The sequence below is a fragment of the Vibrio sp. CDRSL-10 TSBA genome (assembly GCA_039696685.1).
In the GTDB taxonomy this organism is placed as follows: Bacteria; Pseudomonadota; Gammaproteobacteria; order Enterobacterales; family Vibrionaceae; genus Vibrio.
On record CP155566.1, the window covers coordinates 2415894 to 2432164 of the forward strand.

The following is a 16271-nucleotide window of genomic DNA, read 5'->3' on the forward strand; positions in this document are numbered from 1 at the left end:
TCCGTGTATTTCAATTAAAAATTCAGTCTACCATCTATAAGTGGTTCAGAAAAAAATCTCAACCCTTTCTTGGCAAAAGTTGTAACTTTTTCTTTTTCAGCCTCGCTATTTACGCCAATTTCACATTCAAGCCACAGAAATCAGCAATTTTTTGCCACAGTTTGCACAGTCAGTTGACCCGCGTGTCAGAGTTTGAATCCCCTTATCACCTCAACAAGATTATTATGTAAGGCTGCTTGTCCGGGTTGTCATCCGATACCGCGCACCGTTGTGGAACGCCGGTCAGGCGCTCTAACGGCAGGATCTTTTTACGGGTAAAGCGTAGAAGTCACCGTTTTAGTGCGCGACAGCGCAAATTCCGTTCACAGTGAAAAAGCCACGCGAAGAACTAACATACCTTCACCATTAAATTGAGGATGTTAGATAGAAAAAACAACGGGCGTTTTTTGCGCACAATTTATTTAAGGCTCTGGGAAAATGGCTTTAATCACGACAAAGAATCGGAAAAACTAGCATTTAAAGCAAAAACACGCAAAATAAAGTCTATTTTGAGTATTTTAGCCATCCGTCTGCAAGCTCAGCAAGCTTCTGGCACTGGCGAGAGTCTGCTGCAACTGTTTGGCTAAACTCTGTAATTCACCACCCGACGGTGTACCGCCCCGTTTAAGCTTGAGTTCGATGTCGGTGGCAATCTCTTTCAAACCCTTGGCTCCCAGGCTACTGGCGACGCCCTTAAGACTATGTACTTTCCGCTCGGCAGCTTCACGATCTGAGGCCAACAATTGACTGATCTGCTGATCATCATGCTGGTGATCTTCGACGAACACCGCCAGCAACAGATAAACCGATGCCTGATCGTTATCCAGAGTATTCAGCATCGCCTGCATATCCACTTCTGAGGACAATGCTTGCGGCTCGATCAACCCGGCATTGTCACTGGCTACTGCAGAAAAAGTCGGCGCTGCGTTTCCAGTTGCTGTCACCTCCGTTTGAGACACAGGGCTTTGGCTTTGCTCATTGCTGGCTGGTGAAGCATGACTTTCCACAATAAGCTGCTTCTCGCGTCTCATCAGCAGCCACACCACCAGAACTAACGCAGCGACACTACTTGCCATCGCCAGTATGGTTAACCACTTGAAATCCTGTTGCAGTTTGATTGCAACCAGCGTGACTTCATCATGCACCTGATGCTCGAGCAGTTTATTGACCTGATTGTCTGACTCTGCGTATTTACTCAGCAATGAAGAAACTGATGCCAGAGAGCGTTGCAGTTCGTTTCTCTCCTGCTCCGGCAATTGGTAGGAATACTGCAAAATGTCGTCGAAAGTGCGATACAGTTGCGGACTTTGCTGCCCTTGGGTATACAGAGCCTGCAGCACATAAGAGCCAATCTGCCAGTAACGCCGCTGTAATTCAGGCTGCGACACATACTTATCTCGCGACTGATTTAACCGACTGACAAAGTCACTGACTGACAGCTCAATCGCAACAAAGCTTTGAGTCAATTCAACGAACCGGTCAGTCACATACAGCAACTGAGACATATCCGGTTGCAACCAGCGTCCTTGCCAGTCGAGCTCAAGCTGACGGCGTAACGAGTAAATTTGCTGAATATTCAAAGCCAAATCGCTGGAACGGTTGGTTCGGTAAGGCTCTCGGAAATAGAGCATACTACGTAGATGAAAGACGCTATCCTGCAGTTCAGTCACACTGCGGTTACTGTTCTCCAGCGCCCGGTATTGCAGCACCACAAACAGCATCACCACGGCCCAAAGCGCCATGATTGCAAAATACCACTTACTTTTAAAAAAACCACCGAGCCTTTGCCTGACCATCTGTGAGCCTGCTGAACGATTTATTATTAAATACAAGCATATATCTAAATAGATTCACTGTCGTGCTACAGGCCGCAAAGGGGATAAAAAAAGAGCGCCGCAGCGCTCTTTCTGTCAATTCGGGATTTAGCTCATCTGGATCTGACTCAATCAGCCGTTTTTACGTGTCAGCTGGTCACGCAGGTTAGGCGGTGTGCCTTTGATGGTCAGGGTATCCGTCTCCGGATCGTAGAACACCCGTTCGCCCATCAGCAGACTGTCAAAACTGATGTTGAGACCGCCGCCGGCGCCAACATATTTGGTCAGCTTGCGAACGGTACTGCGATCGCCAGGGAAGCTCTCTTCCAGCTCATACCCGTGCTCACGGGTAAAATCCAGGAAACTGGTGCCGGTCTCGCTGGCTGGCAGCTCACCGGACAGCTCCTGAATCTGCACTTCTTCACCAGATTTAATCTGGTCATTACAGTAATCGTAGACCTGCTTTTTGTAGCTGATGGCGTCATCTTTTTCCAGCTTGGCATCAGTCACGAAGTCCTCAACCGCCTGCATCAGAACCTGGTTCTGCTGCTTAGGATCAAGGCCAATGTCAGCCTGCAGAAAATCAAGGAAGAAGTCGGCAACTTTACGACCCACGCGACCTTTAATGTAAGACAGGTAGCGGTTGGAGTCTTTATCCGTCTCATAACTCGACAGGTCGATGCGTGCCGCGATATCCATCTTATTGATATCGAGATAATCCGTCGCACTGATATCGAGTCCTTCGGTCACTTTCAGGCTCTGGTTAGACGGCAAAAGTGCGATAAACAGATAGTCCGTCGCCAATGACTGATACTCAGCCATGACCAGAATACCTTCGTCCGCGAACGGGTATTTGCTCAGCTCATCTTTAAGACGCTGGGCACTGACCTGGGAAAAGTCGTAAAAATTACGCTCTCCCTTACGTAACTCCTGCAACCAGTGCTGAAATTCGCTGTCCGATTTAAACGAACCGAAGCCTTTGCCCGCTTTCGAATTGAAAACACGATGTAACTCAGCGACTAAGTTTTCGGTTGAGGTATCATTATCAAGAGATTGAGCGCGGTAGTTAACCATCAGCTCGTCATTATCATTTTTGCGCAACTGATGCAAAATGACATTAGAAAGGTGCAAACTCATAGTGAAATAATCGTCGTACTGGTTTCAGTTGTAAGGCATAGTAGGTTATCATAAGCCGCTTTTACTATCATCATTAGAGTCTTTATGCCTATTACATCTAAATACAGTGACGAAAAAGTTGAAACTATCCTGACTGAAATCGCTGCCGTTCTTGATAAACATGATGCATCACCAGAGCTTACCCTGATGATTGCAGGAAACGTAGCCACCAATGTCATCAATCAGAACGTAGCTAAGGCACAGAGAAAAGCGATTGCAGAAAAGTTTGCGCAAGCTTTAATGTCTTCGCTGAAAGATTAATTTCATACTTAACACCGGATAAATAGAAAAATTCATGGTAGATAGCGGAAACACATACGGCGAACGAGTATCACGTCTGGTTGGTTGGGGACACTGGTTTGCGTTCTTCAATATCATCGCTGCGATGCTGATCGGGACACGCTACATTGCCCAGTCTCCTTGGCCGGACACCTTCCTGGGTCAGTTTTATCTGACTTTTTCCTGGGTCGGTCACTTTGGCTTTCTGGTTTTCGCCCTCTACCTGTTGATCCTGTTTCCGCTGACGTTTCTGATTCCGTCGCGGACACTGTTCCGGTTTGTCGCCGTCTGCTTTGCCACCTTTGGCCTGACGGTTCTGCTGATCGATACTCAAACCTATCAGACCATCAATTTGCACCTTACCCCTGTGGTGTGGGAACTGCTGTTCGCTGACGACAGTAGTGTCAGTGCCGATCTGCAGCATCTGTTCGTGGTTTTGCCGCTGATTTTCCTGCTGCAGCTCGGACTCTCCGAATGGGTCTGGCGCAAACAGCGTAAACTGTCGCATAAGCGTATCGGTCGGCCTCTGGCTGCGGTGTTCTTCGTTAGTTTCATCGCCAGCCATCTGATTTATGTATGGTCGGATGCGTACCTGTACACGCCGGTTACCAGCCAGAAATCTAACTTCCCGCTTTCTTACCCGATGACGGCTAAATCCTTTATGGAAAAACACGGCCTGCTAGATCGGGAAGAGTACCTCAAGCGTCTGGAAGAGAAAAACCGCACCAATGTGGACTTAGTCAGTTACCCGCTGGAAAAAATCCGCTTTGGCCGCCGGGCGAATAATCTCAATATTTTAGTGGTCAGCGTCGACAACCTGCGCGCTGATGCCCTGACCAAAGAACTGATGCCAAACATGTATCACTTTTCGCAGAACAACCTCAACTTCAGTAATCATTACAGCTCCAGTAATGACGCCTTCGGTATCTTTGGCCTGTTTTACGGCCTGCCAAGCAGTTATGCCAGCAGTATCAAGGTGCAGGGTACCTCTCCGGTACTGATTGACGTGCTGGAATCTCAGGATTACCAGTTTGGCTTGTTCAGTGGCGATAACTTCAGTGATGATCTGTACCAGGAAACCATTTTCCGTGGTCTGCCTCTGTCACAGGCTCCGTTCGAACCAACTCAGTCGGCAGATGAGCAAACCATTCAACGCTGGGCGCAATGGGTCAGTGAACAGAACCGCGCGCCATGGTTCAGCTATCTGGAACTGACCACAGTCGACAATTTCAGTAACTACGCACCGAACCAGGACAGCAAAGCGTCTGCGACGGACAAATTGCGTAACAATTACCATCACTCGGTCAATGTAGCCGACCAGGAGTTGTCACAGCTGTTCAGCCAATTGCAAAACCTGCAACTACTGGATGACACTGTCGTGGTCATTACCTCCAATCATGGTACTGAATTCAACGAAACCAAAACCAACAGCTGGGGCGCCAACAGCAACTACAGTCGTTACCAACTGCAGGTCCCTATGGTGATCCACTGGCCTGGCAAAATTGCCGCCAACTTCACCCATAGATCCAGCCATTTGGATCTCAGTGTCACTCTGTTACAGGATTTACTGGGCGTTTCCTCCAATCCGAATGATTTCAGCAGCGGTCGTAACCTTTTCAACGAAAGCAACCGCAAATGGATTCTGGCCGGTGATTCACGCGAATTAGCGCTGATTACCGATAAAGAAACCACAGTTATTGACAAGTTCGGTAACTTCAAGTTATTCGATGATAACTACCAACGCCTGAGCGAAGAGAACCCAACTCTGCCTATTCTGATGCAAGGTCTGACTGAATTGCAGCGTTTCTACTCAAAGGACAATTAAATCAGAATCTTATGGCGATAGTCAGTTGACGTTCAGGTAAAAACTGATTAGATTAATGTCATCGGACTGTAGCGCAGCTTGGTAGCGCACCGTCATGGGGTGTCGGGGGTCGGAGGTTCAAATCCTCTCAGTCCGACCATACACCTGAAAAAGAGAGCTTCGGCTCTCTTTTTTGTTTTACGCTGCCACCAACTCCCCTTTCTAAGCAGGACACTCACCCTCTGTGTTATCCAGATACGCCCAAGCTCATTCTCTTCTTTAACCGGGACACTCACTCCATTTCGCCTTATATTTTACGCGCTGGTTGGTATTTCACCATGCTCACTCGACACCCGATATTACAGACTCACGGGACACCTCTCGCTTAAACCTAGAGTCACCATTGCCATTACCGCCATGTCAGCCACAATCACTGCATGTTTCACCATGAATTACGCTTGTGACGACTGCCCGATCTCAACTGATATGCCCTGATATCACCCCTTATTATCACTGCGTGTCTCGCTGTGTACGACGCTCATTTCTATGTGGCGACGATCCACTCACCGGCGTTTCCTATTCACATCGACGCGACTGGGTTGAGCAGCGTTTGCTCGACCTGGCCTCCATCTATTGCATTCAGATTTGTGCTTACGCCGTGATGAGCAACCACTACCATCTGGTCGCTTTTATCGATAAACAAAGCGCTCTCGCTTTGTCTGATCAACAAGTTATCGAGCGCTGGTCGAGAGGTCATCATATTCCCGCACTGCTCCAACGTTTCCGCAATAATCAGGTGACGGCTCAAGCTGAAATCGACGCCTGCCATGAGATGATTGAAATATGGCGTGCACGGCTCTATTCACTTAGCTGGTTTATGCGTGAACTCAATCAGCACGTAGCCACTCATGCCAACAGAGAAGACAACTGTACCGGACGATTTTGGGAAGGAAGATTTAAATCACAGGCGCTGCTGGACGAAAAAGCTCTGTTAGCCGCAATGGCTTATGTTGACCTTAATCCGCTGCGTGCCAATATTGCCGCGACACCGGAGCAATCAGAGTACACCTCAATCAAAATGCAGTTGGAAAAATTACAACACAATCAGCTCTCTAACCCACCATTGCTGGATTTTATCGGTTATGACAATCATGACAAAACAGGAATCCCATTCCGCCTGATGGACTATCTACAATTGCTCGACTGGTTGGGGCGACAAGTTTCGCGTAGGGAAAGCAGGTTATATTGCGCCCAATACACCACAAATCCTGACCCGGCTATCTTTACCGCATAAGGAATGTCTTACCCTCTGCACGGCGTTAGAAATGCGCTCACGACTCTGGATTGGAACCAAAGAAAATTTAACCATAGCAAAGACGCGATTAAATCGTCAGCGTATGACAGCCATTACCATTTCTTAATAAAGGGAAGGTTATATTAATAGACTAGCCAAAGAATATTAATCGGGCACAGGCAGTTAATAAAAAATACCTGTACCCTAAAAATTATATATTTTGATTAGAAACGATATTCTGCACCGACAGAAACCTGATTAAAATCAGTATTAGTATCAGCACCATTCAGCGCATCATTCGCATCAAGATCAACGTCATACCAGGTATATTCAGCATTGACGAGGAAATTATTGGTCACTTTAAAGCCAACACCTGCACCAGCGAATAACGCTTCATCATCTTCATCACCATGCACTCCGGCAATATCGTAATCCGTGGTGTACCACAGCTGACCGCCTTTCGCATACAACTCAACACGTTTCTGCAATTGGCGCAGTGAGTTTTAAAGCGGCTGTGTAACCATCTGTTTCAGCTTTGGCAATACCACCACCATATTTACCAAAATCGATGTAGCTTCCCTCAACCGCTACATAGCGGTTAAGTTTGTAACCTGCCAACGCCTGCATGACATCATTGTCATCATCAAAATCATCTTGCCCGTCTACTTTTACATAACCGTAGTTACCACCTACATAAAAGCCACTTTCATCATCCATTACCGCAGCTTGTGATGCCGCGCTGAATGCAGTTAATGCCATGGCACTCGCTAGAATTGGAAGGTATTTATTCATCTTTTACTCCTAGTGATTTTGTCAAAATATTATTGGCGTGCTCTGTTTATCAATTTCGTTGTTCACACCAGCATGGTTGTGATTAATGATTAAAAAGTTTATTCAATCAATATAACGCTTTAATAAGTTAGCTGAATCAGATAGGGAATTGTTATTGTAAGGTTACTTTTAAGTCAGGGCTTAAACTAAAAAGCAAACATAACATTTAAATAAATTAACCAATAATTCGGTTTTAATTAGTGAGTTTGTTTAAAGCAAAGATCCAAAATGATATTAAATCCTTCCAAACAGAATGGTCTTAGAAAAAATTAATAGTATGAATAAATCCAACCATATATGAGATCAACATCCCATCATTTTTTATGAAGTGATGTGTGTCCCGGGAATAACAACCGAAAGAGGTCAGAAAAGACCATGCCGTGTGGATGTCGCTTATACAGGGGCGGACCTGCTTGCTCAGTGCTACAAGCGAAGATAACGGTGAGTGTCCTTGTAAAGAAAACGTCAGGGCAAAGAAAATGGTATGAAGTCAGGAGCGACTTCATACCATTGCGGTGGAATTAAAATTAACGACAATTACAGCGCTTTTTTATACAGCTCAATCACCTGTTCACGGGTCATCAGTTGATTGCGAACGATTTCGCGCATGATGGCCTGCGTTTCGCCATCAGATGCAAGACTGCGCCGTTCTTATAAGTAGTTGGTTCTGAGCCTATTGGACTCTGATAGCGCTTAAGTGGGCTAAGGTGATTCTTTTTCGTGCCAGAGAATGAGAAAAATGCCAGTTAGAACAAGTTTTTTGGCTCAAATGCGCATAATTTCAGCAAACGATTCAATTGGCTCTTTACAACATTTTATCGGGTCGCTAATATGCGCCTCAACAACGGAGAGATGGCTGAGTGGTTGAAAGCACCGGTCTTGAAAACCGGCGTACGTTAATAGCGTACCTAGGGTTCAAATCCCTATCTCTCCGCCACATTCGAAAAGCCGCTGATTTATCAGCGGCTTTTTTCGTTTCTGCCTGTCGCTAACCGTGTGTGTCCTACTTACATTCTTCCCGTTCAAAATTCTGCCAAGAGTTACGGTGTGTGTCCTCGCAACAAAAAGCATCTCGTCAGCCCTATATTCCCTAACCGGTGATGTGTGTCCTTTTTAAAAAGGTACTAACGGTGTGTGTCCCGTTAAGCATAAAAAGGTCTCGAAAAAAGTGCGAAACATCACCAAGGGATGGGTTGACCGTCATAGGCCAGGAACGAACCGCTTTGCTCAGGGGTGGCGTTTGCAATGATATCAATCAGTTGCTGTGCGACATACGCTGGGGTAAACAGCTTGCCGGGCGGTACGTTAGTCTGGAACGGCTCAGAGAGCGCAGTGTCTGTCGTGCCGGGATGCAGCGCCAAAACCGTGCCGTGTTTGAGGGTGCGCTGCCACTCTATCGATAAGGTTTTGAGCACCATATTCAGCGCCGCTTTCGAGGCGCGATAACTGTACCAGCCACCGAGACGGTTATCGCTGATGCTGCCGACTCTGGCCGACAAAGCGGCAAACTTGGGGGCCGGACTACGTTTTAGCAGCGGGGTAAAATACTTAGCCAGCAGCAACGTGGGTAACGTATTCGCCATCATAGTGTGCTGAAAAAACGCCGTGTTGAGCGCATTGAGACTCTTCTCCGGCCCCTGCTGTTCGGTGTGCAGCAATCCGACCGCGTTGATCAGCCAGTCGACCGAGTCCGTTGTATCACTTAATCTGCGTACCTCCTCTTCGTTACTGGCATTAAGCGGCTGCCAGTTAACGCGCGGATGCTGCCAGTCCGGCTGGCGACGGCGAAAGGTGGCGGTAATTCGCGCCTCAGGAAAACGCTGCAGCACTTGCTGCAGCATGGCAAATCCAATTCCGCCGTTACCGCCGATAATCACAATATGCATTACAGCTGCTCCAGATTAGCCAGATAAAATTCAGCCGTGTCAAGAATCGCGCTACGCTGCTCCGGATCCATGTTGTCCCAGGAGCGAAAAATCATCCCGGTTTCTCGGGTTCGTGGCGAGGCGCTTAGCGTGTTTATCCATAAACTGCCAGTACAAACTGTTGAACGGGCAAGAGCCCTCTCCGCTGCGCGCTTTATGATCATAATGACAGCTTTTGCAGTAGTCACTCATCTTGTTAATGTACGAGCCGCTGGCTGCATAGGGTTTGGTCCCAACAATCCCGCCATCGGCAAACAGCGCCATCCCACGAGTGTTCGGCATTTCCACCCATTCAATCGCATCGACATAAATTCCTAAGTACCATTCGTCGACCTGATCCGGGTCGATTCCGGTCAGCAGGCAGAAATTACCGGTCACCATTAAACGCTGGATATGATGGGCGTAAGCATAATCGAGTGACTGCCCTATCGCCTGCTGCATGCAGGCCATCCTGGTCTTAGCGCTCCAGAAATAGTGCGGCAGCGGCCGCGCGGCCTCCAGTTCGTTTTTAAGCGGGTAAGCCGGCATATTGGCCCAGTAGACACCGCGAATGTATTCGCGCCAGCCGAGGATCTGACGGATGAGGCCTTCGACCTGAGCGATATCGACTGCACGACTGGCGCGAAACATCGCCAGCGCCGCGTCGATTACCTCGCGAGGGTGCAGCAGCTTGGTGTTCAGCGCGAAAGATAAGCGGCTGTGGTACAAACTCCATTTGGCCTCATGCTGCGCCGTCATCGCATCCTGAAACTGACCAAAATGCGGCAGGCACACCCGGCAGAAATGCGCCAGCAGTGACAGGCTCTGCGCCCGGTTGACCGGCCATATCAGCTTGCCATCCAGGCGTCCGATGGTGTTGATTTGATGGCGCTGTAAGCGCTGTTGAATCTCGCTCACATCCAACGCAAACAGCAGTGGTTGCGGCAGTTGTTCAATATCTTTCGCTTTCAGTTTGTTGCGGTTACTGGCGTCATAATTCCATTGACCACCCTCTGGTTTCCCTTGCTGCATCAAGATCTCGAAACGCTTGCGCATCCGGCGGTAAAAGTGCTCCATCAGAATATGCTTACCGGGTGGAAACTGTTGCTCTATCTCGGCAAAAGGCAGCAGGAAATGCTCAGTATCAACACAATTCATCACTGCTTGGTTAAGTTTCAGGTTGGCCAGCTGCTCTAACAAGCGGTACTCATCCGGGCGCTGGTATTCAAATTTTGTCGCCCCCACTGCTCGGACGTAATGCTGAAGCAGTGCGGCCAAATCGCTAAACTGCGCCGTGTCATCCAGGGTGAGATGCAACACCTGATGACCTTCACTCTGCTTTTGACGGGCAAACTGCTCCATAGCGGCAAAAAACGTACAGCTCTTCTGAATATGATGTTTAACGTAGGTATTCTCTTGCCTGAGCTCGGCTATCAGGTACAGCACCCGCTCATCGACCTGTTCGAACCAGGAATGCTCGCTGTTGAGTTGGTCGCCCAGAATCAGGCGTAAAGTATCAAACTGCATTTATCCGTCTCTTCTTATCGTAGCAATCGGCCAATCCACCATATCGACAGAGTCTAGCTCCGCCTGTAAAGAATCCCCGTGCCAGCGGCGGATAAAATGCCCCTGCGGATCGTACAGCTCGGTCTGCTTTTCCAGATTAAACTGGCGTGAGCCGCGCGGATCGGCGCCGACACCTGCCAGATACTGCCAATTACCCCAGTTTCGAGGCGACATCATAGTCCAGCAACTGGGTTTCAAAATAAGCCGCACCATAACGCCAGTCGATCTGGAGTTCATGGATCAGGCAACTGGCCACCAGCTGACGACCGCGGTTAGACATATAGCCGGTCTCACGCAACTGATGCATACAGGCGTTAACGATAGCAAACGGCGTAGTCCCCTGCTTCCAGGCCTGAAAACGCTGCGCATAGTAGCTGGTAAGCGGTGCTTTATCGTCGATCCCACCAAACTTGAACAGCCGCTCGGCATAGCGCAGGGCGTAAAAATAGAAATAGTCACGCCACAGCAGCTCGAAATAAATCCAATACGTTGACTCGTTCGCACCATAAAGACCTTCGTAGCTCTTAAGCATCGCGTTGAGGGTCCGCGGCGAAACACAACCCAGTGCCAGCCAGGGCGAAAACTTGGTGGAATAGTCCATGCCATCGAGGCCATTACGAGTCTGTTTATATTCAGTCGGCAACCGCGAGTCAAAATAGCGCTGGCAGTGCTCAAGTCCGGCCTGCTCTCCGCCGCTAAACGACGTCATGATTTCAGGCTCTGTAAACCGCTGCCCTCTGCGATCAGGGATTTGCAGCCCATCCGGCATCGGCGGCAGAGATAACGGGCTGTCGATTGGTAAATCCACCGCCAGAGATTCCACCTGCTTGCGAAAACGGGTAAAAGTGGCAGGCAAGTCAGCTAACTCAAATGGCAGTTGCTGTGGCTGATAAAGATGATTTATCACCTTCTGCTCAACCGTTAAATGCGGCCACTGCTGTTCATCACTGCCTGGCTGCTCACACACGAAAAGGTGAGTCGCATCCAGATGTTCAACCAAAGATACAAGCGCAGGCAGGGCGGGCGCATCCAGCACATACAGACATTGCTGCAACTCACCCAGCGATTGATTAAGACAATTGAGCGACTGGTCGAGAAACTGACGCCGCAGCGGGTTAAGCCCAGCTTCCTGACTATAATGACGCACAAAAGGCGTGACCTGCAGATAGCAATAAACACACACCAGCTCGTCCACCTCTGCCGCGGCTTGATGCAGCAGTCCGTTATCACCCAACCTCAAATCGTTGGTAAACCAATACAGCCCCAGAGTGCGTTTCACTGTGCGCTCCTTCTCTCACATCAGACAGCAATGCCCTGTTTTACGGCCGTTAACTTATTGAGATCACATAAGCTTGGCGATTTTTCCCTTGCCCGGACTACATTTCAAAACACAGTGCGATGGCATCGGCCAGTGGCTGCACCAGTTCAGGGGTCAGCAAACTGGTTGCAAGCCGGATATATTCACTGTCACCGCTCTCAACCGATAAAAAGCGCGAACCGTGAAATACCGCAAAGCCGTGCACCGCCAGGGTCACTAACGCATAACGTTCAGAAGGAACCGGGATCCAGACACTCAGACCTTCATGGCCTGAATAGGTGATACCCCGTTCATCCAACGCATCGGTCAGCAAGCGGCGCCGGTTGGCATATTCACGGCGTACACGGGTGACATAATCCGGATAGTCAGGTGCACGCAACAGATAGGCCGCCGCATTTTGTAAAATACGACTGGTCCAGCTGGCACCGAAATTACGGTAAGCCTGAATCGCCTGGGCATTTTGCGCCGTGGTCGACATCACCGCCAGGCGCAAATCCGGCCCCAGTGATTTCGAATAGCTGCGGATATGGACCACTTTATCCGGGAATCGCTCGCCAAAGCTGATATCAGGGGACTCTGAAATGGGGCCAAGACCATCATCTTCAATAATCAGCGGTAAGGACTCAAGCAGCGGTGTCAGTTCGTCCATCCGTTGCGCAGAGAGCGAAATACCAAGCACCGAGTGGCTGCGCGGCTGAAACAGAAAACCGCTCAGTTTACGCTCCATCGCCTGCTGCAATGAATCCGGCTTCGGCCCCTGCTCATCACAGGCGACCGGGATGACACGAATACCCAGATTATCCAGAATATCCAGCAGGCGCGCCGTCGTCGGCTCTTCCACCGCCATATAGGTACCGGGTTGCACCAGAGCACTCAGCACTGCCTGAAGCCCGTCAAAACCGCCATCACTGGCAACAAAAGCTTCCGCCGCATACGGCCAGCTCCCTTCTACCGCCAGCTTGAGTTCTTCGGTAATCGCTTCACGCCGATAACTGTGTAAGTTTGGAGTCTGACAAGCGCTGACCAGAGCCTGCTCCAGCGATGGCAATAAGGCTGGATCCGGCCCGGAGTAAGTCAGGTCAATTTTTGCTTTTTTACCGAAGTTACCTACACTTTCGAACCTTTTCGGTCTTGGTGACGGATCATTACCACTCACCCACACACCATTGCGTCCGGCGCTCTCCACCAGACCACTTTTTTTCAGGCTGTTCCAGACATTCGAGATAGAAGTCGGGCTGACCCCAAGCTCTTCCGCCAGTCCTCTTACCGAGGGCAGTTTACTTCCCACCGGCAATGCTCCGGAGCGGATCAACGCAGTCATTTCAACCGTCATATCCTGCAGATTCAGGCCTTTGAGGCTTTCTACCAGTTGCTTATCAATGATTTCTCGGCTCATAAAATTATTTTTGTACAGTAACAATAAACACATTGTACATGCAAAAAATCACAATTAGTATGATTTTAAACCACATGTTGTGTAATTGTTAAAGGAGATGACATTGAGCAAGCACGTTAACCTCGCGGTGAGAGACTGGGACTACCTGACTCCGCTTCGGCTGAATGAAGTGAACAGCCCGGATCTGGATATGACCATTACCCGGGTCAACACTCTGGTCGATGACTGGTATCAGCATCCGGAATTTGATGGCGGCGAGATGTCTCTAAGCCGTTACAGCCAGATGAAAGCTAAGGGCGACGACAGCCTGATTGGTATTCCCCACTTTCTGATGCGCGGGTTCCGACACCGTTGCATCCTGACGACCAAGTCGAGCCCGCTGACGGATATCGCCTCTCTGGCAGGCAAAAAAATTGGCCTGACCGGCTGGCAGGATTCCGGTAATACCTGGACCCGGGCGATTTTTCGCCAGGCCGGGATTGATATGAAAGATATCCACTGGTTTGTCGGACGCCTCACCCATGACCACCCGATTACCGATCGCCTGGCGGGCTTTGGCCAACCCGGCTGGATCGATAACTGTCCTGACGACTTACCTATGATGGAGCTGCTTGAGCTGGGTGAACTGGATGCGGTATGTACGCCGTTCATGCCGAAAGGTTTCTTCTCAGAATCGTCACCATTTCGCCCGCTACTGACCGACTATCGCGCGACCGAAACGCGACTACGCCGCACAGCATGGTTATGTACCCGGTATCCATATTCTGGTGCTGAAACGCGACTATGTCGCCGCCAACCCGCACATCGGCATCGCTATCAGCAACCTACTGACAGACGCTTATCACCTGTGGATGGAAAAACGGACTAAGTATGCCGATACCACGCCGTGGCTGCTGGATGATATTGCCCGCATGCACAGCGATCTGCCGGCCAGCTGGAACGACAATGGCTTAGTCGCCAACCAGAAGATGCTGACTGACTGGTGCCAGGAGCTGTTTGAGCAAGGCATCGTCGCCCAACCCATCACCCCGGAAATGTTATTCCCAAGCGAAAATTGGTAAGGATTTAAGATGAAATTAGTTGTTGGTTTAGGTCAGTTTTCCGTCGCCAAGACCTGGCAGGAAAATTTGGAGACCTGCAAAAAGTACATGGAACAGGCCGTTGAGCAAGGGGTTGATTTGCTGGTGCTGCCTGAGGGTATTCTGGCCCGCGATATCGCCGATCCGGATCTGGTGCGCCGCGCCGCACAAAACCTGGACGGCCCGTTTGTCAGCGAACTGCTGAAATTCTCCCGACCGTTGCCAATCACTGTGCTGATGACGATACATGTGCCGAGCGACGAAGCCGATGAAAAAGTATGGAATATTCACTTAGGCATACATCGTGGCCAGATTATTGCTAAGTATAAAAAGTTACACCTGTACGATGCATTTACCATGAAAGAATCGACTAATGTTGTACCGGGCAATGAAGTTCCGCCGCTGGTTGAAGTCAATGGATTCAAGCTTGGCCTGATGACGTGTTATGACGTGCGCTTTCCTGAGCTCAGTCGTCGTCTGGTCCTTGATGGTGCAGATGCACTGGTTCTGCCCGCCGCCTGGGTCAAAGGCCCTCTCAAAGAACACCACTAGGACACACTGATCACCGCCCGTGCGTTAGAAAATACCTGTTACATGCTGGCCATTGGTGAGTCCGGCCCGCGTAATATCGGCCTGAGTAAAGTGATTGATCCGCTCGGCGTCACCATCACCAGCGCGACCGAACAAGATGGCCTGGTTATCTCCGTTATCAACAAAGAACGGATTGAGTACGCACGCTCCATTTTGCCCGCACTGGAAAACCGCCGCTTCGACAAGCCGGAACTGATTCAACTTTAAACTTCAAATCTACAAGGATAGTAGCGATGAAAAAACACATACTCGTTCGCGCCGCAGTGGGCGCGTTGATGACCATGTCGTCTCTTAGTTTCGCAGAAACCGCCAGTGTGGCGGAAACCACAAATGATGCAGCAACCGTCATTCCGCAGCAGACTTTTAACCCGCAGCTCAACGCCATGCTGCCACAGGACATTCGTGATGCCGGCGTGATGACGGCCGTGGTTAACGGCTCGTTTCCTCCTTATACCATTGTCGAAGACAGCAACAACATCAAAGGGGCTGCTGTCGATTTTGATAACGCGATTGGCGAACTGCTGGGCATCAAAATCGAGCATAAAAGCGTTAGTGGCTTATCGGCGATTCTGATGGGGATCAAAGCCGGACGCTACACCTATGATTCAGGCCCGGTCGGCGACTTTCCTAATCGTCAGGAAAGCGTTGATTTCGTCGACTATGTACAGGAATACGTAGTGTTCGCGGTCAAAGCCGGTAACCCGGCGCAGATTAACGGCCTGGAAGACACCTGTGGCAAACGTATCTCAGTCATGGCGGGCGGCTCTGCAGAACGGGTCATTAAAACCCAGTCACAAAAATGTGCTGAACAGGGGCAGCCGGAAGTTAAAGTGCTCTCTTACACCGACCAACCGACCTCCATTCTGGCGGTCAAATCGGAACGCGCCGATGCCTTTTTCTCCTCGCAGGCCCCTCTGTCTTATTTTGTCAGCATCTCCAACGGTGAGCTTGAGCTGACGGCAACCGGCAAAGCCAATGGCTTTGGTGATCTCTACCAAGGCGCTGTAGTCGCCAAAGGTTCACCTCTGGTCCCCGTGATTAAAGCCAGCTACGAAGAAACTGCACCGCAATGGGACCTACGATGCGATTTTGCAAAAGTGGGGACTGGAAGGTAACCGCCTGGAACAACCGGGTGTAAATCTGGCAACCAGTAAAACCCAATAAGCAAGAGGATTAAGGC

General features: G+C 49.6%; 14 protein-coding genes, 2 tRNA genes and 2 pseudogenes. 10 read left to right on the top strand and 8 right to left on the bottom strand.

Annotation, left to right across the window (positions count from 1 at the left end; genetic code table 11):
• Window positions 1-557: 557 nt before the first annotated feature.
• Together ABDK09_18725 and yejK are read right to left on the bottom strand one after the other, a co-directional pair.
• A complete protein-coding gene (locus tag ABDK09_18725; protein XAW88973.1) occupies window positions 558-1781 on the bottom strand; it encodes an Hpt domain-containing protein in 1224 nt (407 codons plus the stop codon).
• Between the two features lie 204 nt (window positions 1782-1985).
• A complete protein-coding gene (gene yejK / locus ABDK09_18730) occupies window positions 1986-2990 on the bottom strand; it encodes a nucleoid-associated protein YejK (protein ID XAW88974.1) in 1005 nt (334 codons plus the stop codon).
• 84 nt (window positions 2991-3074) lie between these two features.
• Between yejK and ABDK09_18735 the strand changes: the two genes are divergently transcribed.
• The 4 genes from ABDK09_18735 (at window position 3075) to ABDK09_18750 (ending at window position 6406) form a co-directional block, all read left to right on the top strand.
• Window positions 3075-3290: a YejL family protein gene (locus ABDK09_18735; protein ID XAW88975.1), complete on the top strand. Its 216-nt coding sequence runs from the start codon at window positions 3075-3077 to the stop codon at window positions 3288-3290.
• Between the two features lie 34 nt (window positions 3291-3324).
• Window positions 3325-5133 (top strand): DUF3413 domain-containing protein, encoded by a 1809-nt coding sequence (locus tag ABDK09_18740; GenBank protein XAW88976.1) that lies wholly within the window; start codon window positions 3325-3327, stop codon window positions 5131-5133.
• 62 nt (window positions 5134-5195) lie between these two features.
• Window positions 5196-5272 (top strand) — tRNA-Pro (locus ABDK09_18745).
• A gap of 300 nt (window positions 5273-5572) precedes the next feature.
• Window positions 5573-6406, top strand: coding sequence for a hypothetical protein (locus ABDK09_18750; GenBank protein XAW88977.1), 834 nt, complete (start codon window positions 5573-5575; stop codon window positions 6404-6406).
• A gap of 224 nt (window positions 6407-6630) precedes the next feature.
• On the opposite strand, the gene ABDK09_18755 is transcribed toward ABDK09_18750, so the two are convergent.
• The gene (locus tag ABDK09_18755) at window positions 6631-6894 is read right to left on the bottom strand and encodes an outer membrane beta-barrel protein (protein ID XAW88978.1); all 264 of its coding nucleotides are present in this window, start codon (window positions 6892-6894) and stop codon (window positions 6631-6633) included.
• Window positions 6878-7198, bottom strand: a complete 321-nt coding sequence (locus ABDK09_18760) for an outer membrane beta-barrel protein (GenBank protein XAW88979.1) — start codon at window positions 7196-7198, stop codon at window positions 6878-6880. Before ABDK09_18760 ends, ABDK09_18755 begins: the two co-directional genes overlap by 17 nt.
• Before the next feature lie 885 nt (window positions 7199-8083).
• Between ABDK09_18760 and ABDK09_18765 the strand changes: the two genes are divergently transcribed.
• Window positions 8084-8174: transfer RNA gene (locus tag ABDK09_18765), tRNA-Ser, on the top strand.
• 241 nt (window positions 8175-8415) lie between these two features.
• Here the strand turns inward: ABDK09_18765 and ABDK09_18770 are convergent.
• The 4 genes and pseudogenes from ABDK09_18770 to ABDK09_18785 form a co-directional block, all read right to left on the bottom strand.
• Window positions 8416-9123, bottom strand: coding sequence for an SDR family oxidoreductase (locus ABDK09_18770; GenBank protein ID XAW88980.1), 708 nt, complete (start codon window positions 9121-9123; stop codon window positions 8416-8418).
• Window positions 9123-10668 (bottom strand): annotated as a pseudogene (locus ABDK09_18775) (cryptochrome/photolyase family protein). The gene ABDK09_18770 and the pseudogene ABDK09_18775 overlap by 1 nt, the downstream one beginning before the upstream one ends.
• Window positions 10669-11986: pseudogene (locus tag ABDK09_18780) on the bottom strand (DASH family cryptochrome). It lies immediately after the preceding pseudogene.
• A gap of 97 nt (window positions 11987-12083) precedes the next feature.
• A complete protein-coding gene (locus ABDK09_18785; protein ID XAW88981.1) occupies window positions 12084-13421 on the bottom strand; it encodes an aminotransferase class I/II-fold pyridoxal phosphate-dependent enzyme in 1338 nt (445 codons plus the stop codon).
• Between the two features lie 103 nt (window positions 13422-13524).
• Here ABDK09_18785 and ABDK09_18790 point away from each other — a divergent pair, with 103 nt between their 5' ends.
• From ABDK09_18790 to ABDK09_18810, 5 genes are read left to right on the top strand one after another with little or no spacing between them, the layout of a single operon-like run.
• Window positions 13525-14289: an ABC transporter substrate-binding protein gene (locus ABDK09_18790; protein ID XAW88982.1), complete on the top strand. Its 765-nt coding sequence runs from the start codon at window positions 13525-13527 to the stop codon at window positions 14287-14289.
• Window positions 14273-14482 (top strand): hypothetical protein, encoded by a 210-nt coding sequence (locus ABDK09_18795; GenBank protein ID XAW88983.1) that lies wholly within the window; start codon window positions 14273-14275, stop codon window positions 14480-14482. Before ABDK09_18790 ends, ABDK09_18795 begins: the two co-directional genes overlap by 17 nt.
• Before the next feature lie 9 nt (window positions 14483-14491).
• Complete coding sequence (locus tag ABDK09_18800; GenBank protein ID XAW88984.1) at window positions 14492-15052, top strand: nitrilase-related carbon-nitrogen hydrolase; 561 nt, start codon at window positions 14492-14494, stop codon at window positions 15050-15052.
• Window positions 15053-15094: 42 nt separating this feature from the next.
• The gene (locus ABDK09_18805; GenBank protein XAW88985.1) at window positions 15095-15298 is read left to right on the top strand and encodes a hypothetical protein; all 204 of its coding nucleotides are present in this window, start codon (window positions 15095-15097) and stop codon (window positions 15296-15298) included.
• A 26-nt stretch (window positions 15299-15324) separates the two neighbouring features.
• Window positions 15325-16206, top strand: a complete 882-nt coding sequence (locus ABDK09_18810) for a transporter substrate-binding domain-containing protein (GenBank protein XAW88986.1) — start codon at window positions 15325-15327, stop codon at window positions 16204-16206.
• Window positions 16207-16271: the final 65 nt, after the last annotated feature.

Bases quoted from the DNA above. Each gene is read 5' to 3' on its own strand.
- ABDK09_18725 (XAW88973.1), bottom strand. From the start codon at position 1,781: ATGGCGCTTTGGGCCGTGGTGATGCTGTTTGTGGTGCTGCAATACCGG.
- ABDK09_18795 (XAW88983.1), top strand. From the start codon at position 14,273: ATGGAAAAACGGACTAAGTATGCCGATACCACGCCGTGGCTGCTGGAT.
- ABDK09_18785 (XAW88981.1), bottom strand. From the start codon at position 13,421: ATGAGCCGAGAAATCATTGATAAGCAACTGGTAGAAAGCCTCAAAGGC.
- ABDK09_18770 (XAW88980.1), bottom strand. From the start codon at position 9,123: ATGCATATTGTGATTATCGGCGGTAACGGCGGAATTGGATTTGCCATG.
- ABDK09_18800 (XAW88984.1), top strand. From the start codon at position 14,492: ATGAAATTAGTTGTTGGTTTAGGTCAGTTTTCCGTCGCCAAGACCTGG.
- ABDK09_18805 (XAW88985.1), top strand. From the start codon at position 15,095: ATGCTGGCCATTGGTGAGTCCGGCCCGCGTAATATCGGCCTGAGTAAA.
- ABDK09_18740 (XAW88976.1), top strand. From the start codon at position 3,325: ATGGTAGATAGCGGAAACACATACGGCGAACGAGTATCACGTCTGGTT.
- ABDK09_18760 (XAW88979.1), bottom strand. From the start codon at position 7,198: ATGAATAAATACCTTCCAATTCTAGCGAGTGCCATGGCATTAACTGCA.
- ABDK09_18810 (XAW88986.1), top strand. From the start codon at position 15,325: ATGAAAAAACACATACTCGTTCGCGCCGCAGTGGGCGCGTTGATGACC.
- yejK (XAW88974.1), bottom strand. From the start codon at position 2,990: ATGAGTTTGCACCTTTCTAATGTCATTTTGCATCAGTTGCGCAAAAAT.
- ABDK09_18735 (XAW88975.1), top strand. From the start codon at position 3,075: ATGCCTATTACATCTAAATACAGTGACGAAAAAGTTGAAACTATCCTG.